Raw genomic sequence first — 25023 nt, 5'->3', positions numbered from 1 at the left:
GCCGGGGGGTGGGCCGGGCTCGGTGCGGCCAACGGCGCCGGCGATGTTTCGTCCTGGATTCGGCTCCGGTAATCAGTGTTCCGGGAGTGCGCAGTTCAGGCTGCCGAGGAAGGTGCGGAGCTTGACCGTGGTCTCGTCGAGTTCGGAGCGGGGGTCGGAGGCCGCGACGATGCCGCCGCCGCCGTAGGCGCGCACGGTGTGGCCGTCGGCCGACAGTTCGGCGCAGCGGATCGCGATCACCCAGTCGCCGTCGCCGCGGGCGTCGCACCAGCCGACCGCGCCGCCGTAGAAGCCGCGGTCCTCCTCGAGTTCGGTGATGGCGCGCAGGGCCAGATCGGTGGGGGTGCCGCAGACGGCCGGGGTCGGGTGCAGCAGGATCGCCAGGTCCAGGGCGGTCGTGCGGCTGTCGCGCACGCGGCCGTGGATGGGGGTGGCCAGGTGCCACACCTCGTTGGTGTTGGTCAGCTCCGGCGCGTCCGGGATGGTGAGTTCACACACCGGCGCCAGTCGATCGCGGATCCAGTCGATGACGAAGGCGTGCTCTTCCAGGTTCTTGGTGCTGGCCAGCAGCTCGCGCGCGCGGTCGTCGTCGACGGCGGGGTCGGGGTGACGCGCGATGGTCCCGGCCATCGGGCGCAGGGTCACCGTCTCGCCGTGCCGGGCCACCAGCACCTCGGGCGTGGCGCCGACCAGCGTCGCGTCGTGCCCGGCGGGGCTCAGATCGACAGCGAAGACATTGGCCCGGGGATGGCGGACCTGTAGGTGGGCGGCCACCACCTCGGGATCGAGCGCCGCGGCGGCCTCGGCGAGTACCGAGCGCGCGGCCACCACCTTGCGCAGCGGTTGCGCCGAATCCGACAGCTGCTCCACCAGTTTCGTCACGCGCGCGATATGTTCGGCGGCACTGGGAATTTCGGTGATCACCCGCACGTCCGGCAGCGGCGGCAGTGCGGCCGGGCGCCAGGAACCCGCGGTGCGCCGCACCCGTTCGGGAACGCTCAACGCGGCCGGTCTACTCGGATCGAACGGCAGCGCTCCCACGATCAGTTCGGCCGCTCCGTCCGCCAGTTCGGCCGCCGCACGCTCGGTGTCGTCGATCGTGCGGCGGATCCCCGAGGCCCGAACGACGCTCTCGGGCTGAGCGAGCAGAAATCCATCCATAATGTTCCCGACGATAGTCCGGGATCATCGGCTGATCGCCGCGACCGGGACGCATCTCTCACTGTGATCCGCGCCAAGCGCCTGCGACGCGACTACCGGCGAGCCTGGTCGGCCGAGGACTCGCCGGTGCGGACCGAAGACAGGTTGCAGGGCGGCACCAGCAGGATGGGACGGTGACAGTGTTTGAGAACCGCCTCGGCGACGCTGGAGTGCAGTAGTGCGCGCAGTCCGGTCGCCCCGCGCGTTCCGGCGACGATGATGTCGACGTTCAGGTCGTCGGCGACGTCGACGATCGCGTTCCAGATCGTGGATGTGCATTCGGCGGTGCGGGGTTCGGCGTTGAGACCGGCCAGTTTGGCCAGCCGCACCCCTTCGGCATTGATCTGTTTGGCGTCGATGTAGGCGATGTCCTCGGTCTCCTCGTCGGACACCCACTCCGGCTGCATGACGCCGGACATACTGGACAGTCGAGCGGCTTGGCGGACCATCGGCTCCCACGCGGTGAGCACCACCGCCTTGGGCGCGGACAGGAACCGCCCCGCGTATTCGACCGCCCGCTTGGCGTTCTCCGATCCGTCGTAGGCGATCAACATCATGTCGCAGGGCATGACGAACCTCCGGGTTCCGGTGCCTTGACTATGGTGTGAGAGTACCCGGCCGGGTGGTCTGTAACGGGGATCTCGGCACGGCTTTCCAGCGCGAATGTGTACGCGAGGACGCAATGTTGCGATCCATTACCGCTACGTGCGTTCATTGTGACCCCCGGTGGGTATCCTGGCCTCGAATGCACCGTCCCCTGGGAGCGTCACGGCGTGGATATCGGCCCGCATCGAAGCAATGCCACAGTGCCCACCGGATTCGGCCGGCGCGCCCACGAGGGGCGCTGGTGGGCCCGAGAACTGCGGCGCGACGAATCGTTACCGTCGCACCTGGAACTCGTCGAGGACTTCTTCGCCCACCCCGAGGGCGATCCCCGCGCGCTGCTGTACTTCGAATGGCTGCAACGCCTCGAATCCGGTTATGCCGTGGGTGATTTCGCCGAGGAGGTGTACGAGCTCACGCATACCGCCACCCCCAACGCCGCCGCCTGCTGGCGCATGGTCGAGCGGGTCGAGGCCGCCCGGCACGATCCGGACTGGCCGTACGACGAGGACGGGATTCGGTTCCCCGCCACGGCCGGTGGAGTCGATGAGGTCGACGGGGTCGATGGGCAAGCCGTGCCGCCGATTCTGCCGAACCGGCTCTACGACCGCATTCTGGGTGGCTGGCTCGGCCGCTGTGCCGGATGCACCCTGGGTAAGCCGCTGGGAAACGGATTCCGGTGGACGCCGGGGGAAATCCGTTCCTATCTGGACCGCGCCGACGCATATCCGCTCACCGACTACGTGCCGGTGCCGAGCCCGATGCCGGAGGGGTATCGCCTCGAGCGCAGCTGGCCGGAGTCCACGCGCGGCCGGGTCGACGGCTGCCCCCGCGACGACGCCCTGGACTACACCGTGCTGGGTCTGCACCTGCTCGAATCACACAGTACGGGTTTCACGTCGGCCGACGTGGCCGGCGAATGGCTGGAGCGGCTGCCGTTCATGCAGACCTACACCGCCGACCGCGTCGCATACCGCAACCTGATCGACGGCCTGGAACCCCCTGCCACGGCGCACTACCGCAACCCGTACCGCGAATGGATCGGCGGGCTGATCCGCGCCGACATCTACGGCTACGTATGCCCCGGCGATCCGGTGCGCGCGGCCGCCCTGGCCGTTCGCGATGCCTCGATCTCGCACACCGGCAACGGATTATGGGCCGCGGGGTGGGCCGGCGCGCTGGTCGCCGCGGCCTTCACCGCCGCCGACGCGTCCGCGGCGCTGCGAACCGCGCAGCGGATGATCCCGTCGCACTCCCGGCTGGCCGTGGCACTGGGGCAGGTGATCGACGACTACCGTGCCGGTGTCGACTGGGAGCAGGCCGTAGCCACGGTGCACGCCCGCCACGATCACTACCACTGGTCGCACGCCATCGGCAACGCCTGCCTGATCGCCGCCGGAATCCTATGGGGTGCAGGCGATTTCACCCTCACCATCGCGCTGACCGTGCAAAGCGGCTGGGACACCGACTCCAACGGCGCGACCGCCGGCTCGGTCGCCGGAATCCTGTCGGGCGCAGGCGAGATACCGGACCATTGGACCGGACCGTTCCACGATCGCCTGCGCACCGCAGTATCCGGCTACGACAACATCCCCATCTCGGCACTAGCCCGCCGCACCTTCGACCTCGCCCGCCAACAAGTGGTTTCACGCTGAGAATGCCGACAGGAGCAGGCCGCACGTTCTCACGCGGCGAGAGGCGCCGTTACCAGCTAATCCCATCGGCACACCCTGAATGATGCCAACGGAACCCCTGCGGTCGAGAGAACGGCAAGCTGCCGGGTACGCCCAAAATGGGATTCGCACCCAACCGCGAGCACGCATACACGACAGTCAACGGCACTCAGTTGGGCGCTGAGTCGCGGAGAGGCGGACAGTCGCAGTCAGGTGCGGGTATCCTTTTTTCGGATGTTTCAGGGCTAGATCCCAACCGCCGGAGACCTGATCGGCGTACACGTTGACTGTGGACGGCAGCAGGATGGGCTTGCCGAATTTGACCGCGTACGTGGTGGCGTGCGGTATGCGTCCCTCGACGGTCGCGAGGATCGCCGCGGCCGACCACATTCCGTGCGCGATCGCCCGGGGGAATCCGAAGGCCTTGGCGCTCAAGGCCGACATGTGGATCGGGTTGCGATCACCCGAGGCGGCGGCATAGCGGTGGATCATCGCCTGATCCACCTTCCAGGTCCGCAGCGGCGGCGGGGGAGCCTCCTGCGGTTTGGGTTCTGGCTTCGGCCCGCCCGACAGCGACGTGCGCTGCTGGTGCAGGAACGTCGTCACCTGCCGCCACACCTGCTCGCGCCCGACGGAGATCTCGGTGATCGCATCGACGAGCAGTCCCTTGGGATGCTCGCGCAGATTCTCCACGTGGGCCCGGAAATCCAGCGGCTCGCTCACCGAGATCTCCCGGGTGCGCTCGATCAGGTTCTCCGCGTGCACCGCGCCGACCGCGGTGAACGGGAAGTCCCGGGCGGTCACCAACTGCATCGCCAGCGGGAAGGCCAGCACGAACGGGTAGGTCAGCGGCAGCGCGTCACCGAACCGCAGGCCGGTGGCGTGGCAGTACGCGGCCAGATGATCGGCGTCCACCGTCAGCCCGTTCAATTCGATCGCGCGATCCGGGATTTCGGACTTGCGATCGGAAATCATCGGCAGCGGAACGGCTCCCAGCGCGGCCTTCAGGTACAGATTGCCCGTCTTGGGTGCGGAGTGCAGCGTGATGGTCTGTGTCATCATGCCCCGATCAGGCTCTGACCGCAGACGCGAACGACATTGCCGCTCACCGCATTCGATGCGGGACCGGCGAAGTAGGCGATGGTCTCGGCGACATCGACGGTCTGCCCGCCCTGGTTCAGCGAGCTCATCAGCCGACCGGCCTCGCGCGTGGCCAGCGGGATGGCGGCGGTCATCGCGGTCTCGATGAAACCGGGTGCGACCGCGTTGATCGTGACGCCCTTGGCGGCCAGTTGCGGCGCCTCGGCGTTGACCATCCCGATGACGCCCGCCTTGGACGCGCCGTAGTTGGTCTGTCCGCGGTTGCCCGCGATACCGGCGATCGAGGACACGTCGATCACCCGGCCGCCCTGCTTCAGCACGCCCTGGGCCACCAGCCGCTCGGTGATGCGGTGCGGTGCGGCGAGATTCACGCCGAGCACGGAATTCCAGCGCGCGGCGTCCATATTGGCCAGCAGCTTGTCGCGGGTGATTCCGGCGTTGTGCACGATGATGTCGATGCCGCCGAAGCGCTCGGTGGCGAATTCGGCGATCTTGTCCGCCGCGTCGGCGGCGGTGACGTCCACGGCCAGCGCGGTGCCGTGGACCCGGTTGGCCGTCTTGGACAGCGCCTCGCCCGCACCCGGGATATCCGCGCAGATCACCGTCGCGCCGTCGCGCGCGAAGACCTCGGCGATGGTCGCGCCGATGCCCCGCGCCGCCCCGGTGACCACGGCGACCTTGCCGTCCAGCGGCTTGTCCCAGTCAACGGACGAATCCGCAGCGTCTTCCTTACCCACCCGGAACACCTGCGCGTCGACGAAGGCCGACTTACCCGACAGGATGAACCGCAGCGTGGATTCCAGGCCGGTGGCGGCCGCGGCGGCCTCGGGGTGCAGATAGACCAGGTTCGCGGTGGCGCCGCGCAGCAGTTCCTTGCCGACGCTGCGGGTGAAGCCCTCCAGCGCGCGCTGGGCGATCTGCTCGTCCACGCCCGAGGTCAGTTCGGGGTGCGTGCCGATCACGAGGATCCGGCCGCTGGCCGCGATCGAGCGCATGGCCGGCTGGAAGAACGCGAACAGCTGCTCGAGCTCCTCGATCGAGCCGAGGCCGGTGGCATCGAATACCAACGCGCCGAGCTTGGTGCCCTGGGCGGGCGCGTCCGCGAAGGCATAATCCGACAGCAGGTTGCGCACCGCGTCGGCGACCCGGCCCTTACCGCCCAGCAGCACCGGGCCGGGCAGTGCGGGCTCGCCCGCCTTGTAGCGGCGCAGGTTTTCCGGCTTCGGTAGGCCCAGCCTGCCGGCCAGGAAGTTACCGGGGGCGGAGTGAACGAACGATCCGTAGAGGTTGGGAGCGCCCTTGCTCTTGCTGGCTGCCACTGTTCCTACCTTTTCCTTGTCTGGTCGGCGACGTCCGTATCGACAACAAACTTACTCCGGAGTAAGTTTAATGTAAACCGACAGCGCACACATGACGAGACGACTGGAGAGTCGAAGTGACAACCAAAGCCCGTTCGGCGAAGGCTGGTTCGGCCACGAACACCAAGCAGGCACGTCCGGTCGCCGTCGTGGGCGGTAATCGGATCCCGTTCGCCCGTTCCGACGGCAAATACGCGCACGCCTCCAATCAGGACATGTTCACCGCGGCGCTCAACGGCCTGGTCAGCCGCTTCGGGCTGCAGGGCGAGCGACTGGGCCTGGTGGTCGGCGGCGCGGTGCTCAAGCGCGTCGGCGAGCACGGCTTGATCCGCGAGAGCGTGCTGGGCAGCGAGCTGTCGCCGTACACCCCGGCGCACGATCTGCAGCTGGCCTGCGGCACCGGCCTGCAGTCGATCGTCACCGTTGGCGACGGAATCGCGCTGGGCCGCATCGAGGCCGGTGTCGGCGGTGGCAGCGACACCACCTCGGACGCGCCGATCGGCGTCAGCGAGTCGATGCGCGAATGGATGCTCGACGCCAACCGCGCCCGGAAGAATTCCGACTACGTGAAGCTGGTCGGCCGCCTGCGTCCGAGCATGGTCGGCATCGAGATCCCCCGCAACGCCGAGCCGCGCACCGGCCTGTCGATGGGCGAGCATGCCGCGATCACCGCCAAGGAGTTCGGCATCGCTCGTGCGGCGCAGGACGAGCTGGCCTATCGGTCGCATCACAATATGGCCGCCGCCTACGACCGCGGTTTCTTCGACGACCTCATCACCCCCTTCCTGGGCCTGACCCGCGACGACAACCTGCGTCCCGGTTCGACCATCGAGAAGCTGTCCACGCTGAAGCCGGTCTTCGGCGTCAAACTGGGCGACGCCACCATGACCGCGGGCAACTCCACCCCCCTCACCGACGGCGCGTCGGCGGTGCTGCTGTCCAGCGACGAATGGGCCGCCGAACGCAACCTGAAGCCGCTGGCCTACCTGATCGACAGCGAGGTCGCCGCCGTCGACTACATCCACGGCCCCGACGGCCTGCTGATGGCCCCCACCTACGCGGTCCCGCGCCTGCTGGCCCGCAACGGCCTCACCCTGCAGGACTTCGACTACTACGAGATCCACGAGGCATTCGCCTCGGTGGTCCTGGCCACCCTGCAGGCATGGGAATCCGATCAGTACTGCAAGGAGCGCCTGGGCCTGGACGGATCGCTCGGCGCCATCGATAGGGCCAAGCTCAACGTCAACGGCTCCTCCCTGGCCGCGGGCCACCCCTTCGCCGCCACCGGCGGCCGCATCATCGCCCAGGCCGCGAAACAGCTGGCCGAGAAGGGTTCCGGACGCACCCTGATCTCCATCTGCGCCGCGGGTGGCCAGGGCGTCGTGGCAATCCTGGAGCGCTGAGACCCCGGCCCGGCCCATCGCCGATGGGCCGGGCCGCCCGTCCACCACTACAGTCGCAGCTGTGCGTGATGTGTCGCAGGATGTGGAGATCGAGACGGAGCGGCTGATTCTGCGCCGCCCGGCGCCCGGTGATGCCGACGCGATCCTGGAGATCGGCCGCCATCCGCATCCCGGGGTCACGACGATTCGCACGCAGGCCATGGCGCAGCGGCAATTTCAGGATTGGGACGACCATTGGCGGCGGTACCGGTATGGCTACTGGGTGATCCGGTATCGCGAGAACACTGCGGCCGATGCCGTCGTGGGCTTTTGCGGAATCCGGTCGATGAATATGCACGAGGGTCCGGCGCTGAATCTGTATTACCACCTGGCCGAGGCGGTTCGGGGCCGAGGCCTGGCCACCGAGGCCGCCGCGGCAGTGGTGGCCTGGTCGCGCGCGCACCTGCCGGAGCTGCCGGTGATCGCGCGAATTCAACCGGGGAACAGCGACTCCGAACGTGTCGCCCTGCGCGCGGGCCTGGCCGCCGCCGAGCATCTGAATACCGACAGCTGGATCCACTACTGCGATCCCGCGGGCTGGGGCCGCGAATCGTGAGACGCCGGTGAGCTATTCGGGCTTCTTCTTGCCCGACAGACCCCGCCAGGCCAGGTCGTCCAGCAGGTTCACCGCCTCCTGAACTTGGACCTCGCCGCTGGCGATGCGGTCGGCGATGGCCTCGCCCGCACCGATCACCGCCACCGCCACGATGTCGAAATTGGTGCCGGGCTCGGCGTATTTGGCGCTGGATTCCAGGAGTTTCGCGGTCAGCTCGATGACCCGCTCGCGACTGTTGGCGATCTCCGAGGCGAACGGCTGCTGGCCCAGCGCCTGCCGGTAGAGCACCTGCCAGGACAAACGATGCGAGTCGACATACGACAGGAACGCCTCGAGCCCCGCGCGCAGCTGTTCGTGCGGCGTGAGCTGTGGATTGCCCGCGACCGCGACGGACTCGATGAAGCGCATGCTCTCCCGTGTGATGCAGGCCCGGAACAGCTCGTCCTTGGAGCCGTAGTACAAATAGAGCATCGGCTTGGAGATCTTGGCCTCGGCGGCTATCGCGTCCATCGACGTGTCGTGATATCCCTTGAGCGAGAACACCTCGACCGCGGCGTCCAGCATCTGCTGTTCACGAACCGCTCGGGGGAGCCGCTTCGTACCGCCTGCCATTCACACTCCTAGGCCCATGGTGAAGTCACATCTTACTCCAAGGTAAGATACGTGGACCGCCATGTGCCGGAAATTCGCCGCTCAGCAGCTCGGATGGATGCCCTTGAACGCGGCCATTCGCAGCACCGAGGCGTCGACCTGTGCCATCGGGAGCTTGCCGGACTGCACCTGCTGCACGAGCCGGTCGAGTACCGCGGAGACGGCGCCGCTGCTGATCCACAGGGCGCTGTCGGCCCCGGCCTCGAGCGCGGTGGCCACGGCGTCCTCGATCCCCATCCGCTGGGTGATCGCGGCCATTCCGCTCAGATCGTCGGTGAAGATCGGCCCGTTGTAGGGCGCGGCGTTGTATCCGACGCCCTTGCGCAGCAGTGACATCGCCTGTGGGCTGAGACTGGCCGGGACGCCGTTGGTCAGCCCGGGCACGTCCAGATGCCCGACCATGACCGCAGCGCCGGAGCCGATGAGGCCGCGGAACGGCACCAGATCGTCGTTCTGCAGCTGGGCCAGCGGTGGGGTCTGCACCGCGCCCGTGTGTGAATCGCCCGAACCGTGGCCGTGACCCGGGAAATGCTTCATCACGGTGCCGACCCCGGCGTCGTGCATGGCCCGGATGAACGTCCCCGCGTACTGCGTCACCACATTCGGGTCGTTGGAGAACGAGCGGTCACCGATGACGCCGTCGTCGGGCTCGTTGCTCACATCGGTGTCGGGCGCGAAATCGACGGTGATGCCCAGATCCTTCATCGCCCGCCCGCGCGCCAGGCTCTTCTGGTAGAACTCGTCGACCGTTTGGGTCTGCGCGGTGACCCGCGCCGAGGGCGCCTCCCCGATCAGGTCCGCCAGCCGGGAGCCCCGCCCGCCCTCCTCGTCGATGGTGACCATGAGCGGTACCCGCGCCGCCGCCTTGACCTGATCGATCTGCTTATCGGCCAGCAGCGCGGGCTCGGTCCAGCTGCCGATGAAGATGCCGCCGACCTGTTCGGTGCGCACCAGGTTCAGCGCGTCCTGGGTGCCGGTGACCCCGACGGTGAGCAGCTGCGCCAGCTTTTGCCGGGTGGTGAACTGGGCGAGATAGCCTGCGTTGCAGTCGAGCTGGGTCTTCGTCGGGGTGGCCGGTCGGGAGACCCGGGCGCTCGTGGCGGCGTCTGAACTCGTCGACGTCGAGGTGGTGGAGCCGCTCGAGCACGCGGTCAGGCCGAGGGCCATCACCGCGAGCACTATCCCGGGAACCATGCGCATGGCACCCGACCGTAGCGGGTTCGGCCGCCCGCGCCTACTCCCGTCGCCGTCACCGAATCGGCGACCGGTCTGCCGAGAGCTGCTCGGCAAACTGGCAGCGCGATGCGACCTCTCCGGTGGTTGCGGCATTTGTCACAAATTATAGCCGCGTATCGCGGCAGGGACGAGCCGCGATCCGATTGATGGCTATCTACTGGCAACTGGAACATGCGCCCGTGTCCTGGCGGGTATACACGGCGACGAAAAGGCGCTGTCCCGCACCGGAATGACAGTGCGGGACAGCGCCGTTCGTACATACACCCGGCCGCCACGACCGGACAGGGGAGCTACTTGGCAGACGGCAACTCGTCGTGCCCGCCGAAGCCCTTGCGCATCGCCGAGAGCACCTTGTCCGCGTACAGCGACTCGCCACGCGAGGAGAAGCGGGCGAACAGCGCCGCTGACAGCACCGGCGCCGGAACGCCCTCGTCGATGGCCGCATCGATGGTCCAGCGGCCCTCGCCGGAGTCCGAGACCCGGCCGCCGAACGAGGACAGCGCCGGATCCTGGTGCAACTGCTGCGCGGTCAGGTCGAGCAGCCAGGACGCGACCACCGAACCGCGTCGCCACAGTTCGGTGACCTCGGGTACGTCGATGTCGTACTTGTAGTACTCCGGGTTGTCCAGCGGGGTCTCCTCCGCCGAGTGCGAGTCCTCTACCTGCGCGCCGATATCGGCCTTGTGCAGGATGTTCAGGCCCTCGGCGTAGGCGGCCATGGCGCCGTACTCGATGCCGTTGTGCACCATCTTCACGAAGTGGCCCGCGCCCGCCGGCCCGCAGTGCAGGTAGCCCTGTTCGGCCCGGGACGGCTCGCCGGTGCGGCCCGGCGTGCGCTCGGCGGCATCTACACCGGGCGCGATGGACTTGAGCAGCGGCTCGATATGCGCGACGGTCTCGGCCTCGCCGCCGACCATCAGGCAGTAGCCGCGCTCCAGGCCCCACACGCCGCCCGAGGTGCCGATGTCCAGGTAGTGAATGCCCTTGGGCGCCAGCTGCTTCGCCCGCTTGATGTCCTCGTGGTAGCGGCTGTTACCGCCGTCGATGATGATGTCGCCCGGATCCAGCAGCTCGGCGACCTCGTCGATGATCGCACCGGTCGCCCCGGCCGGGATCATCACCCACACGATGCGCGGGGACTCCAGTTGCGCGACGAACGACTTGTAGTCGGTCGCGCCGGTGAATTTGTCACCGAGCTCCTCGGTGAACTCCTTGATCTGCGTCTCGCGGCGGGCGTAACCGACCGCGGTGTGCCCATCCCGGACGATGCGGCGCACGATGTTCGCGCCCATCCGGCCCAGGCCGATCATTCCCAGCTGCATGCTATTCCGCCTCTCCGCGAATTTTTCGCGCGGCTCAGTGCTGCGGTCCCGTCGTATATGCGTGCCTGCGGACGGGGGCCGATCCGGGTTTGAGCGTACCCGGCAGCTTGCCGTCGCTCTTGTGGGTGGTGGGTTGCGTCTCGAAGCCCATGGTTGCGACCTCCGAAATAGATGGGTGTAACGCCTACCGGGTCGCGCCGATATTCAGGATGGCTCCGTGCAGTTGCCAGACCCCCGACCCGGCAACCGCACGGGGCTCTATCTTTTTCAGAGCGGGGTGCGCATCAGTACGACGTTGTACTGGTTGTGGACGCCCAGTGCGAAGTACAGCGAGCTGCCGGTTTGGTAGGGGTAGATCATGGGGGCGTAGGCGGTCGGCAGGCTGCGTGCGTCGACCAGTACTCGCGCCGGGCTCCACGGGCCCTCCGGGTTCGGTGCGGTGCGCATCACGACCGAGTTGAACGGGTCGGTGGTCAGCATCACGTACTGGTGCAGATAATCGTTCCACGCTACCGACAGCTCGCCGATGCCACCGGCGATCGGCTGGGCGGCGTTGACGTCCTTGGGCTTCCAGGTCTTGCCGTCCCAGAATTCGTAGGCCTCGTTGTTGGCGATATCGGCCTGCTTGACCCGCGCGATGAAGGCGGGGTTGTTGCGGCCGGGCGGGCTGCCGTACTCGTAGACGTAATCGCCGGCCTTCACGTAGGCGCTCTGCTGGAATCTGTTCCACGGGCCCTGGGAGGCGCGGCGGGTCGTGGGTAGCTGCGCCCAGGTCTGGCCGTCGTCACCGGAGGCCGCCAGGGTGGAGAAGTTGGTGTTCCACTTTCCGTCCGGGCCCCAGTCGTGCACCGACATCATGCGCATGAACTGCACGCCGCCGACCGAGACCCCGGCGGTCGGGATGAAGCTGATCTCGATGCCCGGGATCTTCGGACTGGGCAGCGGGTTGTCGACCATGCTGTTGTAGCGGATGCCGTGCGCCGGATTCTCGCCGGCGGGACTGCGGTACAGCACATTCGAGCGCCACGCCCAGATGCTTCCGGCCAGCAGGTTCGGCGCGCCGAATCCGGCGGTGTCGCCGTAGGCGCTGATCATATGTCCGCGCCCGTCGTCCCACATGATGCCCAGGTCCGTGCCGAGCACGTTCTGCTGGTCGGTGTGGTTGGGGCTGGCCATACCCGTCAGCTGGAAGATCGCCTGGGTGGGGCCGGGTAGGTGAGGAAGGCCGTAGGTACCGTTCAGCCCTGGGAAGGGGTTGATGTTGTTGGGGTCGGCCCCCGCAGGGGACGATCCGATCGCAAGGACTGCAACCGCCGCACAGGCTCCGGCTAATGCGGACAGTCGTTTCATACCTCTGGTCCCTTCCTAGAGTTCGCGCCGTGGGTATTGTGCCGGGTTTACGGCATGGATGTGAGGTTTGCGCCCCGCGACATCTTGCGCGTCGGCCTGCAACAGGCGGTCTGTTACGTAATCGTGATAAATCACACCGATCGGCGCGTCCAGTAGAACCCGCGAACAGGGCCTATGTCGCGCGAGACACGACACAGCCCCGCGATGTGGACGATGAGTCCTATTCGCGGGGCTGTTTCTTTGATCGGATGCCGGTTGCCTTGAAGCTCAGATCCGGCCGCAGGGGATCAGAACGCGGCCTCGTCCAGCTCCATGATGTCGTTGTCCAGGTTGGACAGGACGGTGCGTACGGCCGTCAGTTCGGGCAGCACGTTGCGCGCGAAGAACTGCGCGGTGGCCACCTTGCCGGTGTAGAACGCCTCACTCGAGCCGTTGTCCAGCGCGGCGATGGCGATCTCGGCCTGCTCCAGCAGTCGCCAGCCGATCAGCAGATCGCCGACGGCCATCAGGAACCGCACCGAACCCAGGCCGACCTTGTACAGCTCGCTCGGGTTCTCCTGCGCGGCCATCAGATGCCCGGTCAGCGTGGCCGCCATGCCCTGCACATCCTCGAGCGCCGTGGCCAGCAGCTTGCGCTCGGCCTTCAAGCGGCCGTTGCCGCCCTCGCGCTCGAGGAATTTGGAGATCTGCCCGGCCACGTGCGCCAGCGCGACGCCGCGGTCGCGGGCGATCTTGCGGAAGAAGAAGTCCTGCGCCTGGATCGCGGTGGTGCCCTCGTACAGCGAGTCGATCTTCGCGTCGCGGATGTACTGCTCGATCGGGTAGTCCTGCAGGAACCCGGAGCCGCCGAAGGTCTGCAGCGATTCGGTCAGGTACTGGTAGGCCCGCTCCGAGCCGACGCCCTTGACGATCGGCAGCAGCAGGTCGTTGACCCGCGCCGCCAGGTCCGCGTCCGCACCGGAGACCAGCTGTGCGATATCGGCGTTCTGATGGGCGGCGGTGTACAGGTATACCGCGCGCAGTCCCTCGGCGTATGCCTTCTGGGTCGCCAGGCTGCGCCGCACGTCCGGGTGGTGGGTGATGGTGACGCGGGGGGCGGCCTTGTCGGTCATCTGGGTCAGATCCGCACCCTGTACGCGCTGCTTGGCGTAGTCCAGGGCGTTCAGGTATCCGGTGGACAGCGTGGCGATGGCCTTGGTGCCCACCATCATCCGGGCGTTCTCGATGACGTCGAACATCTGCGCGATGCCGTTGTGCACCTCGCCGACCAGCCAGCCCTGGGCAGGCACGCCGTGCCCGCCGAAGGTGACCTCACAGGTGGCCGAGACCTTCAGGCCCATCTTGTGCTCGACGTTGGTGACGAAGACGCCGTTGCGCTCGCCGATCTCGCCGGTCTCGTGGTCGAAGTGGAACTTGGGCACGAAGAACAGCGACAGGCCCTTGGTGCCCGGTCCCGCGCCCTCGGGACGCGCGAGCACCAGGTGCACGATGTTCTCGAACAGATCGTCGGAGTCACCCGAGGTGATGAAGCGCTTCACGCCCTCGATATGCCAGGTGCCGTCCTCCTGCTGGATCGCCTTGGTGCGGCCCGCGCCCACGTCGGAGCCGGCGTCGGGCTCGGTCAGCACCATCGTGGCGCCCCAGTCACGATCGACCGCGATCTTGGCCCACTTCTTCTGCTCGTCGGTGCCGTTGTTCCAGAAGATGGTGTTGAAGCCGGGGCCGGCGGCGTACATGTACGCGGCGGGCTGCGCGCCGAGGATCAGTTCGCTGATCGCCCAGTGGATGGCCCTGGGGACGCCGAGGCCGCCCAGTTCTTCGGGCAGGCCCAGCTTCTCCCAGCCGCCTTCCTGCAGGGCGCGGAACGCCTTCTTGAACGACTCGGGGATCGACACGCTGTGCGTGGCGGGATCGAAGACGGGCGGGTTGCGATCGGCATCGGCGAACGGCTCGGCCAGCGGGCCCTCGGCCAGCCGGCGTACCTCGCTCAGCATCTCCTTGACGGTGTCGCTGTCCAGATCGCCGTAGGCGCCGCTGTCCAGGACAGAACCGAGGCCGAGCACCTCGAAGAGGTTGAACTCCAGGTCGCGGACGTTGCTCTTGTAGTGACCCATCTGTCTACTCACTCTCCATCGAGTTGGTGCGGCCGGACTGTTCGGAACTGCCGTTCCCGCCCGTTCACCGCCGGGTAGCGGTCTTCTACTCGTCGGTAACTTACAACTTATATTACTGATCAGTAATTCCGCTACAAAGAGCTGATCGCGCAGTGTGACGCGAGGAACAGCGATGGCGTCGTGTCGCCGCCCGCGGCGATGTCCGCGCGGCCGGTCGACGCCGGGGAGTTACTGTGAGTTTGTGCGGATCGAGACGAGTGCTGGACCTGCGGAGATCGAGCTGGACAAGCCGAAGGCGGCGCGATTCCTGCTGTTGCTGACGCACGGTTCGGGCGGCGGTGTCGAGGCGAAGGATCTGCTCGCGGTGCGCGATCGCGCGGTCGAACTCGGTGGCGCCGTCGCACGGGTTGTGCAGCCGTATCGGGTGGCGGGACGACGTGCGCCCGGATCGACGACCCCGCAGGACGCCGCGTGGCTGGAGATCGTCGGGGCGTTGCGTAAGAAGGTGCGCGCGACGCCGCTGATTCAGGGCGGGCGCAGCAACGGTGCGCGCGTGGCCTGCCGCACCGCCGTCGCGGCCGGGGCGAGGGGCGTGCTGGCCCTGTCCTTCCCGTTGCATCCGCCGGGTAAGCCGGACAAGACGCGCCGCGACGAACTGCTGGCCGCGTCCGGGACGCTCGATGTCGTGGTGATCAACGGCGAGAAGGACCCGTTCGGCATACCGGATCCGGCCGATGCCGCGCAGGTGACAATCATTGCGGGACAGCCGCATTCGTTCCGCACCGGATTCGATCTGATCGCGGACACGGCGGAGCCCTGGCTGCGCCGCTGGAGCGAAACCGGCTGACCCGCAGGCTATTCCGTCGCCTGCTCCGGCAGATCCGGCACGACCTTGTCGGCGATGACCAGCGCGTCGATCGCGTCGCGGCCCTCGGTCTGGCGATGGACGCGCTCGGCGACGCGGATGTGAATATCGCCCGCCGCGGCCAGATCCGAGACGATGTCGTCCGGGGTGAACAGGATCTGCGGATCCTGCGGGCCGCCGAACCCGTCGGTGATGTTCGTGGTGTCGTGGCCCAGCATCAGCAGGGTGCCGCCGGGGGAGAGCAGCCGGGCGGCCCGGGTCAGCGTGGCCCGGCGCTGCGGCGCGGGCAGATGCAGGAAGACGATCAGTACCAGCTCGAACGGCCCGGTGATTCCGGCGGTGTCCAGATCGGTGGCGTCGGCGCACCGCCAGTCCACGCGGCCGCGCACCGACCGGGACAGCCGTGCGGCCACCGTGCGGCCCTTATCGATGCCGACCTGAGAGAAATCCACGGCGTGGACCTGCCAGCCGTGCGTGGCCAGCCACAGGGTGTTGCGTCCTTCACCGCATGCGAGATCCAACGCGCGCGGCAGTGCCGGGGGAGCCTGGCCCGGTGCGTCGGGTTGCAGCGGGATCCGGCGTTCCAGCCCGTAGATGTGCTCGACCACGGTGGCGTTCGGCGGTGCGCCCCAGACCAACTCGCTCTGTGAGTACCGCTTGTCCCAGTCGGCCGCATCCATGACGCCGAGTCTATGGGGGATGGCAGGTGAGTACAGCGGCGACGGTCGGCGGCGGGAGCGGGCGACCCGGCACGACGGCCGGATCGCCCGCGCGGGCTCACTGGATGCAGTCGGTGACGATCTTCTGGGTGGCGGTGCGGGCCTTGTCGGCGTCGTCCTTGCTCAGGCCCATCGTGGCCGGGTCCTGGGCCTGGGCGTTGGTGCCGGGCTTGGTCATCAGGCGCAGGCCGTCCTGTGAAATACCCTGGTTCACATAGATCTTCGCGGCGCAGTCGGCCAGATTCGGATCCTTCAGGCCGCTGCTCTGCAGCGATTTGGACAGATCCTGCTGGGTGATCTGCGGCTGGGCGGCGGCCGAGTGGTCCGAGCCACAGGCCGCGAGCAGCGGCAGGGCGACGAATGCGGCGGCGATCAGCGTAATCCTCAACTGACTTCCTCAACTCTCACTGTAAGGGCGGCTATGGCGGTGAAGCGCAACCGCCGTGGAGATATTGCCGTATCCCGTCGCGTGGGGGTAGTTGGAGGTGAGGATCCACAGTCGCGGACTCGGCGCCCGGTTATAGATCCAGGGCCGCACGCAGGGCGGTATCGACGCGTTCCAGGGTGTCCTCGTCCACCTGGCCGATGCGTTCGGCCAGCCAACCCCGGTAGATACGGCCGATATTGCCCGCGTGTACCCAGCCGTGACCGGGAATCGTCACGGCCAGGATGTCGAGGGGATCGGAGTCGAGTAGTTCGGCGGCGACCAACCACGGGCGCGGAGACTCATTGATGCCGTCGCTCGAGATCAGGATGATGGGACGACGCCTGGGCGAACCGTGCGGGTTGTAGATCCACAGTTCACCCCTGCGCACGCATGGCCTTCTCTGCGGCGGCCAGTTCCGCCTCGTCGGAGATCGCGAATTCGGCCGGATCGGGCACCGGATTACAGCCGGTGCGCACCGCTTCACGCCGGGCCGCACGGGATATCCACGCGGACGGGGACATACCGGCGCGTGCTGCGGCCTGCTCGGCATACGACCAGGACGCCGCGTCCAAGGACAACGTCACCTTACGGGTAGCCATACCAATTATCGTACCCCGTGCGACCGGCGCATTCATCTCTGTTGGCATGACGCCAATGGTTGCTACCCTGGGCCGGTGCTGAACCATTACCGCGCGGGCGCGGGGGAACCGCTGGTCCTGGTGCACGGTGTCGGCAGCCGCTGGCAGGTGTGGCAGCCGCTGTTCGAACGGCTGACCGACTCGTTCGAGGTATACGCCGTGGACCTGCCCGGATTCGGGCGTTCGGCGCCGCTCGAGCGCACCACCGTCGACACGCTCACCGATGCGCTGGCCGCCTTCCTGGACCAGACCGGACTGGAGCCGGCACATCTGGCCGGTAACTCGATGGGCGGGCTGATCGTGCTGAACCTCGCCGCCCGCGGTCTGGCCCGGTCGGCGACGGCGTTCTCGCCGATCGGCTTCTGGTCCACCGCCGGGCGCGTCTGGTGCCAGCAGTCGCTGGGCCGGTCCACGACGCTCGGTGCGGCGTTGCGGCCCGCATTGCCCGCGATCCTGGGCACCCCCGCCGGGCGCACCGCATTTCTGAGCCTGGTCTTCGGCAGGCCCTGGGCGGTCGACGGCGAGACCGCCGTGGCCACCGTCGACGGCGCGATCGACGCTCCAGGCTTCGCCGCCGCCCTGGCGTCGTTCGACCGCGCCCGCCTCCAGGACAGTGGACGTCTGGCCCGCGTGCCGGTCACCGTCGCCTGGGGCAGTCGCGACATCCTGCTGACCCATGCCACACAGAGCCGCCGAGCCCGCGCCCGGCTGCCCGCCGCGCGCCACCACACCCTGCCGGGCAGCGGCCACACGCCGTTCTACGACGATCCGGCAGGATGTGCGGCAATCCTGCTCGACCACCTGGAAGCGCGATAGCGAGCCTCCCCGGCATTACGGGAAATCTTTCGAATTACCCAGAAACTCGGTGTGGCAAACCATAAGCAATCGCGGCTGTTGTTAGCATTTCCGCAGTTTGCCAGCCAGTCGATGATCGTGTGTGGTCGCACAAGTCTGCATCGGTGTCGGCCAGCGGTCTCGGCGAGACTCGGAGGGCCTGCCGACATTGTCCAAGCGCGCATCGTCGAAAAGTGCATCGTTCACAATTACATCGATCCTACTGACCGTCCTGGCGAGCGCATCGGCGGTATTGCTGACGATTCCCGCGCCGGCCGGGGCGAATCCCAATTCCATCAACCCGATTCCGGTGCTGAACGGCACCGCGGGCCTGCCGCATCTGGTCGGCCGCTCCCGGGCCGTATTCCAGGTGACCGGCATGGCCAGCCCGAACAACACCGAGAATTACAACGTTCTCGGCACCGATCTGGGCATCATGTGGGACAACGGCAAGGGCCAAATGCTCACCGCATTCGGTGATTCGGCCGGAATGGGCCTGCCGAACCTGCTGTCCGGCAGCTTCTGGGCCTGGCGCAGCAATATCCTGCTGCGCAGTCACACCCAGAATCCGGCCAACGGCATCTTCTACGACAGCGTGGTGCACGACATGTTCGGGGCGCGGGATCTCATTCCCAGCCCCAAGATTCCGTTCCTCGAGATCAGCCGGATCCCTACCGCGGGCATCGAGGTCGGCGGCGTGCAATACATGAGTCTGATGTCGGTGCGCAGCTGGGACGACGTCGGTCAGTGGACAACCAATTACTCGGGCCTGGCCGCCTCGGCCGACAATGGTGAGACCTGGGCCGATCTGCACTTCACCCGCCGCCCCAACACCGGGGGCAATGCGAAGTTCCAGATGAACGCGTTCGCCAAGTCCGGTGGCTGGGTCTACGAATACGGCACTCCCTCGGGCCGCAACCATGCCGCATACGTCGCCCGGGTCCGCGAGGGCGATATTCAGAATCTCGACGCCTACGAATACTGGGACGGGGGCCGGTGGCGTCCCCGTGATGTGAACGCGGCGGCACCCATCGCCGGCGGCGTCGGCGAGCTGTCGGTGATGTGGAATCGGTACCTGGGCCAATATCTGATGCTGACGACCGACCGGTTCAACTCGGTCGTCATGCGCCGCTCGCCGAACCCCGAGGGTCCGTGGAGTCCACCCGAGGTCCTGATCGACACTCGCGAACTCCCCACCGCGTACGCCCCGTCGATCTTCCCGTATCAGACCGGCCGCGAGCTGTACTACCTCACCACCGTGCACAGCCAGTACAACGTACTTCTCATGCGCACGACGCTGTGATCGCTGGGTGAAATTGCCTGTCGCCGTTGAGAATCGGCCTCGGCGAGCGCCATAGGGCGAAGAGGGTGAGAGAGCCGGTGACGGGAATCGAACCCGCAATTCGACCTTGGGAAGGTAGCGTGTTGCCACTACACCACACCGGCACTGCGTCTACTGCGTTCGCAACCTTATCAGACCGCAGGCCGGGCGGTGCAATGTGATCGGGCGCCCGCGGTAGGGGTTGTCCACGGCCGCAGTACATGCTGTTCCTGCGCGGGATCGTCCGGCTCCTCGGAGTCCGCGCCTGAGTCCGGAACAGCGAGCTCCTCGTAGGTCTCCAGCGCGTCGTCGATGAATGCATCGACAAATGTGCCATTGACAACTGGCACATTCGCTGTGATGCTCGGGATCATGACGAGTACAGGGTCAGTGGCGACCTCTGGCACCGGAATGCCGGGATCGGCGTCGCTGCGATCGCAGCTTGCGGCTGTCGCATCGGTCGCCGGTCTGCGGCAGGTCAACGGCCTGCTACCGGCGAACCGCGCCGGGATCTGGGCGGGGCGCGGGCTGATCGCCGCGGTGATGGCGGCGTTCGGTCCGCCGCTGCCGGGCACGCGGGTGACAGCGGTCCGATCGGGCGGCCTGCGCGGTGAATGGGTCCGTGCGGCCGGGGTCGAGCACGGCGATCGGGCGATCTATTACATCCATGGCAGCGGATACGTCGTCTGCTCGGCGCGCACCCATCGGGGTTTGGCCTCGCGGTTGTCGAAGGTGACCGGGCTGCCGGTACTCCTGGTCGATTACCGGCTCGCGCCCGAGCATCCCTTCCCCGCTGCGGCCGACGACGTCGCCGCCGGTTATCGATGGCTGCTCGAACATGGCTACCGCGCAGGGGATCTGGTGATCGGAGGCGATTCCGCGGGCGGGCATCTGGCGCTGGATCTGGTGCTGGACAACGCCCGAACCGGCGCACCGCAGCCCGCCGGGGTATTCATGTTCTCGCCGCTGCTGGATTTGACGCTCACGCTCGCCGAACAGCAGGACCGGCGCCGCCCCGATCCGATGGCGCCCGCGCGGGCGGGCCGGCGGCTCGTGGAGCTCTACACCCGCGGTCAGTCTCCAGCATCGCCGCGCCTGCGGCTGGCCATTCCGCGCGGCGCCGCGCTGCCACCGCTGTTCGTGCAGGCCAGTGCCGAGGAGATGCTCTGCGGCGACGCGCGGCACCTGCGCGATATGGCCGTCGCGGCCGGGGTGCGCTGCGAGCTCGAGCTGTGGCCCGGCCGCATTCACGTCTTCCAGGCGCTGCCGCTGCTGGTTCCCGAGGCGGGACCCGCACTGCGCCGCGCCGCGGATTTCGTCCGCTCCGCGCTGAGGAACGCTTCGGTTCGAGAACAGGTGAGCTGATCATGTGGATAGTCGACAATCTGGTCGCCGCCCTGGGCGGCGGCCGCCGCTCCCACGGCGCCAAGGCCGTGGTGACCGGTGCGGGCAGCGGTATCGGACGGGCCTTCGCGCTCGAATTGGCTGCCCGCGGTGGTGAAGTCGTGTGCGCGGACATCGACAAGGATCGCGCGGACGAAACCGTCCGGCTGATCGGCCGAATCCACGGCCGCCCCGCGCACGCCGTCTTCTGCGATGTCTCGCGGCGTTCGGATGTGGAGAGCCTGGCCATGCACGCGGAGTTGCTGTTCGGCGGCCCACCCACCCTGGTGATCAACAACGCGGGCGTCGGCATCGGCGGAAAGCCCGTGGGCGAGATCGGATTCGACGACTGGCAGTGGGCGCTGGGCATCAACATGTGGGGTGTCGTGCACGGCAGCGAGATCTTCGTGCCGCAGCTGCGCGCGGCCGGGCGCGGCGGCATCATAAATGTCGCCTCGGCCGCCGGATTCGCGGCGGCGCCGTCGATGGGCCCGTACAACGTGTCCAAGGCGGCGGTGATGTCGCTGTCGGAGACGATGTGCGCCGAACTGTCCGGCAGCGGCATCGCGGTGACGGTGCTGTGCCCGACCTTCGTGCGGACCAATGTCGCACGCGACGGACGCATCACGGCCGGATCCATGCGCCTGGCCGAAACCCTCATGCGCTGGACCGGTTTCACGCCCGAGCAGGTGGCGCGCAGCACACTCGACGCCAACGACCGCGGCCGGCTGTACGTGCTGCCGCAGCTGGACGCCCAGCTGATCTGGCATCTCAAGCGCCACTTCCCGGCCCTCTACACACACGCCCTGGGAATTGTGAACCATCTTCTGCCGCAGGATGATCCGAATTCGGCGGCGCCCGCGGGCGCGAGCAACGAAAAGACAGGAGTCTGACATGTCATTCGACTTCGACGACATGCTGGCCAAGATCAAGTCCCGGCAGTGGGCGCTGGCCGATATCGACTGGGACGCACCGGGCGCCGAGCTGATCGAACCGGATCTGCACGCCCGCCTGAAACCCTTCATGGCCGATCTGATGTGGATCGAGAACGTCGGCGCCCGGGGTTTCGCCGCGATGGCGAAGAAGGCGCCCACCCAGACCCTGAAGGAGATCTACCGGTACTTCCACGCCGAGGAGCAGCGGCACGCCAACGCCGAGCTGGCGCTGATGCGGCGCTGGGGCATGCTCGACGGTGACGAGATCCCGGAGCCGAACGTCAACGTCAAGCTGGTGATCGACTTCCTGGACAAGTACTCCGACGGCATGTCGCTGTCGTTCCTGGGCACGGTGATCCCGATGCTCGAGGTGGCGCTGGACGGCGCGCTGATCAAGTTCATCACCGACGAGGTCACCGATCCGGTCGCCCAGGAGGTGTTCAAGAAGATCAACAACGACGAATCCCGGCACCTGGCAACCGATTACGCGGTCATGGATCTGCTCGGCCACGCCCCGGTTCGCAAGCTGGCGATCGACATGGTGGGCGGGTGGATGAAGCCCTCGCTGATCATCGGCACGCTCAGTTACGTTCCGCTGCTGAACAAGATGCGCGACAACATCGTGGCGATGGGCGTCAGCGAGGAGAAGCTCTACGTCGCGATGCGCCGCTTCGCCAGTGTGGGTGAGCGCAGCGAGTTCGCGCGGCGGCTGCCGATGTATCAGGTCGTCAAGCTGCACGGCAATTGGGTGATCAATCGCGGCCACCCGTATCACCTGTTCGCCGACGCCATGGTGAAGCTGACCGCGCGCTATCCGAGGCGCCTGCTGCGACCACAACCGACCTGGTCGAAGGAACTGACCTACGAGCCGGTCGCGTGAGTGGTATGAGTGAGTCGCAGGTACTGGACGTCGCGATCATCGGCGCCGGATTCGCGGGCATCGGCGCCGCGATCCGGTTGCGGCAGAAGGGGATAGGCAACTTCGCGATCTTCGAACGCGGCGAGCGGCCCGGCGGCACGTGGCGGGACAACACCTATCCGGGTGCGGCGTGCGATATCCCCTCGCGGCTGTACTCCTACAGCTTCGCCCCGAATCCGGACTGGTCGCAAACCTATTCCGGAAGCGCCGAAATCCTCGGCTACATCGATTCGATGGTCGAGGAATTCGGGATCGGCCCGCGGATCAGGTACGGCCACACCGTGACCGGAGTCGAGTACGACGAGGCCGGTGGGTTGTGGACCGTCGCCTTCACCGGACGCCGCCGAAAGGTGCGGGCGCGCACCGTGGTTCTCGCGTCGGGTCCGCTGGCCAATGCCAGCCTGCCCGCCATCCCCGGCATCGAGACCTTCGAGGGCCACAAGATCCACAGTGCCCGATGGGATCACGACTACGATTTCGCGGGCAAGCGCGTGGCCGTGGTCGGCACCGGCGCCAGTGCGGTACAGATCATCCCGGAGCTGGTGCGGCAGGCCGGATCGGTCAAGGTGTTCCAGCGCACGCCCGGCTGGGTGCTGCCGCGTGTCAACCGCCGCACGAACACGCTCACCAAGCGGGTCTACCGGCAGTTGCCGATCGCCGAGTCGCTGGCGCGCGAGGCCTGGTTCTGGGGCCACGAGTCGGTGGCGCTCGGCGTGGTGTGGAATACCCCGCTGACCCGGGTGGTCGAGTCGGTTTCCCTGCTGCACCTGCGATCCCAGGTGCGTGACCCGTGGCTGCGCCGCCAGCTGACCCCGGACTTCCGGGCCGGCTGCAAGCGCCTGCTGATGAGCAGCGACTACTACCCGGCGCTGCAGCGGGACAACTGCACGCTGGTGACCTGGCCGATCGCATCCATCAGCCCGCATGGCATCCGTACCGCCGAGGGCATCGAACACCGCTTCGACTGCATCGTGTTCGCCACCGGCTTCGATGTGTCCAAGGCGGGCACGCCGATTCCGGTCACCGGGCGCGAGGGCAGGGTACTGGCCGACGAATGGCGCGGCGGGGCTTACGCGTTCAAGAGCGTGACGGTCGCGGGGTATCCCAACCTCTTCCTCACCTTCGGCCCCAACTCCGGTCCCGGGCACAACTCCGCCCTGGTGTACATGGAGGCCCAGATCGACTATCTGACCGATGCCATCGGTCTCATCCTCGATCGGGGGCTGCGCTCGCTCGAGGTGCGTCGTGAGCGGCAGGACCGCTACAACGTCCGGCTGCAGAAGCGGCTCACGGCCACGACCTGGAATTCCGGTTGCCACAGTTGGTATCTCACGGACGAGGGATTCAACGCCACCATGTACCCCGGCTTCGGCACCCAGTACACCCGGCAGTTGGCGGCCGTCGACCTGGACGACTTCGTCGTGACACCGGGTATCCGGACACCCGGTGAGCAACGGCCGGTGCCCGCGGGCACCGGCTAGACTCGACCGGAAGCAGTGCGCCTGTGCCGCGGCCCGCGGCGCAGGCGCTCCGATCGGCTCGCGGCGAAGGGAATGGAGATTCTCGAATGGCGGAATACCGCATCGACGATCTCGCCCAGGCGGCCGGCACCACATCCCGCAATGTCCGTGCCTATCAGGAGCGCGGCCTGCTCCCGGTGCCGGACAAGCGCCGCGGCCGGGCGTTCATCTACGACGAGTCGCATCTCGAGCGCCTGAAGATCATCGATTCGCTGTTGCAGCGCGGGTTCACCACCGCGCACATCGCCGACTTCATCACCAGCTGGGAGACCGGCAAGGACCTGACCGAGATCCTCGGCCTGCAACACGCCGTCACCGCTACCTGGGGTAAGGGCGAGACGCTCGAGGTGCCGCGCGAACTCGTCGCGACCGTGCTCGGCGAGCACGACGAGGGGCAGCCGGACCCCGCTCTGCTGGCCCGGCTCAGTGAGCTGGGCCTGGCCCGGCTGCACGAGGAGACGGTGGAATTCACCGAGCCCGAGCTGCTCACGACGTTCGCCGAATTGCACGGCTACGGAATCGGGCTGCGCAAACTGCTGGACCTGTACTCCGCGGTGATCAGCCGGGTCGACGACATCGCCGCGCTGATGGTCACCGCGGCCAAGGATCATCTGGTCGACGAGCACGGCCCCGGCTGGCTGCCCGAGACCAACGAGGAGATCGCCCAGACCACGCAGATGCTCAACCACCTGCGCGAACTCGGCGTCACCTCGGTACACACCAGTCTGGCCCAGGCGCTGGACCGGGTGCTGCAGTCCGAGCTGGGCGATTATCTGGCAACTGCGGCGCTGCGGCGCGGACGGGTAACCCAGCAGGGCAAGTGAGCCGCGGCCTGGCCCGCCTCGTCCCCACCGCC

The 25023-nt window shown here is 67.4% G+C and carries 25 protein-coding genes and 1 tRNA gene; 11 read left to right on the top strand and 15 right to left on the bottom strand.

Annotated elements, in window-relative coordinates; translation table 11 throughout:
- Positions 1–72: 72 nt before the first annotated feature.
- Together JZ791_RS36120 and JZ791_RS36115 are read right to left on the bottom strand one after the other, a co-directional pair.
- The gene (locus JZ791_RS36120; RefSeq protein WP_216901118.1) at positions 73–1161 is read right to left on the bottom strand and encodes an isochorismate synthase; all 1089 of its coding nucleotides are present in this window, start codon (positions 1159–1161) and stop codon (positions 73–75) included.
- A 92-nt stretch (positions 1162–1253) separates the two neighbouring features.
- Entirely contained in the window at positions 1254–1769 is a 516-nt protein-coding gene (locus tag JZ791_RS36115; RefSeq protein ID WP_216901116.1) for a universal stress protein, read from the bottom strand.
- Positions 1770–1973: 204 nt separating this feature from the next.
- Here JZ791_RS36115 and JZ791_RS36110 point away from each other — a divergent pair, with 204 nt between their 5' ends.
- The gene (locus JZ791_RS36110; RefSeq protein ID WP_216901114.1) at positions 1974–3458 is read left to right on the top strand and encodes an ADP-ribosylglycohydrolase family protein; all 1485 of its coding nucleotides are present in this window, start codon (positions 1974–1976) and stop codon (positions 3456–3458) included.
- A 177-nt stretch (positions 3459–3635) separates the two neighbouring features.
- Here the strand turns inward: JZ791_RS36110 and JZ791_RS36105 are convergent, their stop codons facing one another.
- A complete protein-coding gene (locus JZ791_RS36105) occupies positions 3636–4538 on the bottom strand; it encodes a MaoC family dehydratase (protein WP_305802144.1) in 903 nt (300 codons plus the stop codon).
- Positions 4535–5896, bottom strand: coding sequence for a 3-oxoacyl-ACP reductase (locus JZ791_RS36100; protein ID WP_216901112.1), 1362 nt, complete (start codon positions 5894–5896; stop codon positions 4535–4537). Before JZ791_RS36100 ends, JZ791_RS36105 begins: the two co-directional genes overlap by 4 nt.
- Before the next feature lie 116 nt (positions 5897–6012).
- Between JZ791_RS36100 and JZ791_RS36095 the strand changes: the two genes are divergently transcribed.
- Both JZ791_RS36095 and JZ791_RS36090 read left to right on the top strand, forming a co-directional pair.
- On the top strand, positions 6013–7338 hold the full coding sequence (locus JZ791_RS36095) for an acetyl-CoA C-acetyltransferase (protein ID WP_216901110.1): 1326 nt from the start codon (positions 6013–6015) through the stop codon (positions 7336–7338).
- Between the two features lie 61 nt (positions 7339–7399).
- A complete protein-coding gene (locus JZ791_RS36090; protein ID WP_216901108.1) occupies positions 7400–7933 on the top strand; it encodes a GNAT family N-acetyltransferase in 534 nt (177 codons plus the stop codon).
- Positions 7934–7945: 12 nt separating this feature from the next.
- On the opposite strand, the gene JZ791_RS36085 is transcribed toward JZ791_RS36090, so the two are convergent.
- The 5 genes from JZ791_RS36085 to JZ791_RS36065 form a co-directional block, all read right to left on the bottom strand.
- Positions 7946–8545, bottom strand: coding sequence for a TetR/AcrR family transcriptional regulator (locus JZ791_RS36085; protein ID WP_216901106.1), 600 nt, complete (start codon positions 8543–8545; stop codon positions 7946–7948).
- An 81-nt stretch (positions 8546–8626) separates the two neighbouring features.
- Positions 8627–9784, bottom strand: coding sequence for a glycoside hydrolase family 3 N-terminal domain-containing protein (locus tag JZ791_RS36080; protein WP_216901104.1), 1158 nt, complete (start codon positions 9782–9784; stop codon positions 8627–8629).
- Between the two features lie 326 nt (positions 9785–10110).
- Complete coding sequence (gene gnd, locus JZ791_RS36075; protein WP_216901102.1) at positions 10111–11142, bottom strand: phosphogluconate dehydrogenase (NAD(+)-dependent, decarboxylating); 1032 nt, start codon at positions 11140–11142, stop codon at positions 10111–10113.
- 267 nt (positions 11143–11409) lie between these two features.
- Positions 11410–12492, bottom strand: coding sequence for a glycoside hydrolase family 183 protein (locus tag JZ791_RS36070; RefSeq protein ID WP_216901100.1), 1083 nt, complete (start codon positions 12490–12492; stop codon positions 11410–11412).
- A 287-nt stretch (positions 12493–12779) separates the two neighbouring features.
- Positions 12780–14606, bottom strand: a complete 1827-nt coding sequence (locus tag JZ791_RS36065) for an acyl-CoA dehydrogenase (protein ID WP_216901098.1) — start codon at positions 14604–14606, stop codon at positions 12780–12782.
- 241 nt (positions 14607–14847) lie between these two features.
- Here JZ791_RS36065 and JZ791_RS36060 point away from each other — a divergent pair, with 241 nt between their 5' ends.
- The gene (locus tag JZ791_RS36060) at positions 14848–15453 is read left to right on the top strand and encodes an alpha/beta hydrolase family protein (RefSeq protein ID WP_216901097.1); all 606 of its coding nucleotides are present in this window, start codon (positions 14848–14850) and stop codon (positions 15451–15453) included.
- Positions 15454–15461: 8 nt separating this feature from the next.
- Here JZ791_RS36060 and JZ791_RS36055 read toward each other — a convergent pair whose 3' ends face one another.
- The 4 genes from JZ791_RS36055 to JZ791_RS36040 form a co-directional block, all read right to left on the bottom strand.
- Positions 15462–16151, bottom strand: coding sequence for a class I SAM-dependent methyltransferase (locus JZ791_RS36055; protein ID WP_216901096.1), 690 nt, complete (start codon positions 16149–16151; stop codon positions 15462–15464).
- A gap of 97 nt (positions 16152–16248) precedes the next feature.
- Positions 16249–16578: a hypothetical protein gene (locus JZ791_RS36050; RefSeq protein ID WP_216901095.1), complete on the bottom strand. Its 330-nt coding sequence runs from the start codon at positions 16576–16578 to the stop codon at positions 16249–16251.
- Positions 16579–16708: 130 nt separating this feature from the next.
- Positions 16709–17005, bottom strand: a complete 297-nt coding sequence (locus tag JZ791_RS36045; protein ID WP_216901094.1) for a type II toxin-antitoxin system PemK/MazF family toxin — start codon at positions 17003–17005, stop codon at positions 16709–16711.
- Complete coding sequence (locus JZ791_RS36040) at positions 16992–17216, bottom strand: hypothetical protein (RefSeq protein WP_216901093.1); 225 nt, start codon at positions 17214–17216, stop codon at positions 16992–16994. Before JZ791_RS36040 ends, JZ791_RS36045 begins: the two co-directional genes overlap by 14 nt.
- 75 nt (positions 17217–17291) lie before the next feature.
- On the opposite strand from JZ791_RS36040, the gene JZ791_RS36035 reads away from it, so the two are divergent.
- Positions 17292–18071 (top strand): alpha/beta fold hydrolase, encoded by a 780-nt coding sequence (locus tag JZ791_RS36035; RefSeq protein WP_308163295.1) that lies wholly within the window; start codon positions 17292–17294, stop codon positions 18069–18071.
- A gap of 271 nt (positions 18072–18342) precedes the next feature.
- Positions 18343–19392, top strand: a complete 1050-nt coding sequence (locus tag JZ791_RS36030) for a glycoside hydrolase family 183 protein (RefSeq protein WP_308163293.1) — start codon at positions 18343–18345, stop codon at positions 19390–19392.
- Positions 19393–19464: 72 nt separating this feature from the next.
- Here JZ791_RS36030 and JZ791_RS36025 read toward each other — a convergent pair.
- A tRNA-Gly gene (locus tag JZ791_RS36025) sits at positions 19465–19535 on the bottom strand.
- Between the two features lie 27 nt (positions 19536–19562).
- Positions 19563–19760 (bottom strand): hypothetical protein, encoded by a 198-nt coding sequence (locus JZ791_RS36020; RefSeq protein WP_216901092.1) that lies wholly within the window; start codon positions 19758–19760, stop codon positions 19563–19565.
- Positions 19761–19782: 22 nt separating this feature from the next.
- On the opposite strand from JZ791_RS36020, the gene JZ791_RS36015 reads away from it, so the two are divergent.
- The 5 genes from JZ791_RS36015 to JZ791_RS35995 all read left to right on the top strand — a co-directional run bounded on the left by JZ791_RS36015 (position 19783) and on the right by JZ791_RS35995 (position 24991).
- The gene (locus JZ791_RS36015; protein ID WP_254206902.1) at positions 19783–20775 is read left to right on the top strand and encodes an alpha/beta hydrolase; all 993 of its coding nucleotides are present in this window, start codon (positions 19783–19785) and stop codon (positions 20773–20775) included.
- A 2-nt stretch (positions 20776–20777) separates the two neighbouring features.
- Positions 20778–21686: an SDR family NAD(P)-dependent oxidoreductase gene (locus tag JZ791_RS36010; RefSeq protein ID WP_216901091.1), complete on the top strand. Its 909-nt coding sequence runs from the start codon at positions 20778–20780 to the stop codon at positions 21684–21686.
- Position 21687: 1 nt separating this feature from the next.
- Positions 21688–22608, top strand: coding sequence for a ferritin family protein (locus tag JZ791_RS36005; RefSeq protein WP_216901090.1), 921 nt, complete (start codon positions 21688–21690; stop codon positions 22606–22608).
- Positions 22609–22613: 5 nt separating this feature from the next.
- Positions 22614–24128, top strand: coding sequence for a flavin-containing monooxygenase (locus JZ791_RS36000; RefSeq protein WP_216901088.1), 1515 nt, complete (start codon positions 22614–22616; stop codon positions 24126–24128).
- An 86-nt stretch (positions 24129–24214) separates the two neighbouring features.
- Positions 24215–24991: a MerR family transcriptional regulator gene (locus JZ791_RS35995; RefSeq protein ID WP_216901087.1), complete on the top strand. Its 777-nt coding sequence runs from the start codon at positions 24215–24217 to the stop codon at positions 24989–24991.
- Positions 24992–25023: the final 32 nt, after the last annotated feature.

The organism is Nocardia alni (genome assembly GCF_019038435.1).
GTDB lineage: Bacteria > Actinomycetota > Actinomycetes > Mycobacteriales > Mycobacteriaceae > Nocardia > Nocardia alni.
Note: the sequence above shows the minus strand (reverse complement) of the source record. Positions and strands in the feature narration are given on the sequence as shown.

What these genes read in the sequence shown, in the direction of transcription:
- JZ791_RS36010 (WP_216901091.1), top strand. Translation starts at nt 20,778, where the DNA reads ATGTGGATAGTCGACAATCTGGTCGCCGCCCTGGGCGGCGGCCGCCGC.
- JZ791_RS36015 (WP_254206902.1), top strand. Translation starts at nt 19,783, where the DNA reads ATGACGAGTACAGGGTCAGTGGCGACCTCTGGCACCGGAATGCCGGGA.
- JZ791_RS36065 (WP_216901098.1), bottom strand. Translation starts at nt 14,606, where the DNA reads ATGGGTCACTACAAGAGCAACGTCCGCGACCTGGAGTTCAACCTCTTC.
- JZ791_RS36005 (WP_216901090.1), top strand. Translation starts at nt 21,688, where the DNA reads ATGTCATTCGACTTCGACGACATGCTGGCCAAGATCAAGTCCCGGCAG.
- JZ791_RS35995 (WP_216901087.1), top strand. Translation starts at nt 24,215, where the DNA reads ATGGCGGAATACCGCATCGACGATCTCGCCCAGGCGGCCGGCACCACA.
- JZ791_RS36105 (WP_305802144.1), bottom strand. Translation starts at nt 4,538, where the DNA reads ATGATGACACAGACCATCACGCTGCACTCCGCACCCAAGACGGGCAAT.
- JZ791_RS36055 (WP_216901096.1), bottom strand. Translation starts at nt 16,151, where the DNA reads ATGGATGCGGCCGACTGGGACAAGCGGTACTCACAGAGCGAGTTGGTC.
- JZ791_RS36070 (WP_216901100.1), bottom strand. Translation starts at nt 12,492, where the DNA reads ATGAAACGACTGTCCGCATTAGCCGGAGCCTGTGCGGCGGTTGCAGTC.
- JZ791_RS36120 (WP_216901118.1), bottom strand. Translation starts at nt 1,161, where the DNA reads ATGGATGGATTTCTGCTCGCTCAGCCCGAGAGCGTCGTTCGGGCCTCG.
- gnd (WP_216901102.1), bottom strand. Translation starts at nt 11,142, where the DNA reads ATGCAGCTGGGAATGATCGGCCTGGGCCGGATGGGCGCGAACATCGTG.
- JZ791_RS36080 (WP_216901104.1), bottom strand. Translation starts at nt 9,784, where the DNA reads ATGCGCATGGTTCCCGGGATAGTGCTCGCGGTGATGGCCCTCGGCCTG.
- JZ791_RS36040 (WP_216901093.1), bottom strand. Translation starts at nt 17,216, where the DNA reads ATGGCTACCCGTAAGGTGACGTTGTCCTTGGACGCGGCGTCCTGGTCG.
- JZ791_RS36000 (WP_216901088.1), top strand. Translation starts at nt 22,614, where the DNA reads ATGAGTGAGTCGCAGGTACTGGACGTCGCGATCATCGGCGCCGGATTC.
- JZ791_RS36115 (WP_216901116.1), bottom strand. Translation starts at nt 1,769, where the DNA reads ATGCCCTGCGACATGATGTTGATCGCCTACGACGGATCGGAGAACGCC.
- JZ791_RS36085 (WP_216901106.1), bottom strand. Translation starts at nt 8,545, where the DNA reads ATGGCAGGCGGTACGAAGCGGCTCCCCCGAGCGGTTCGTGAACAGCAG.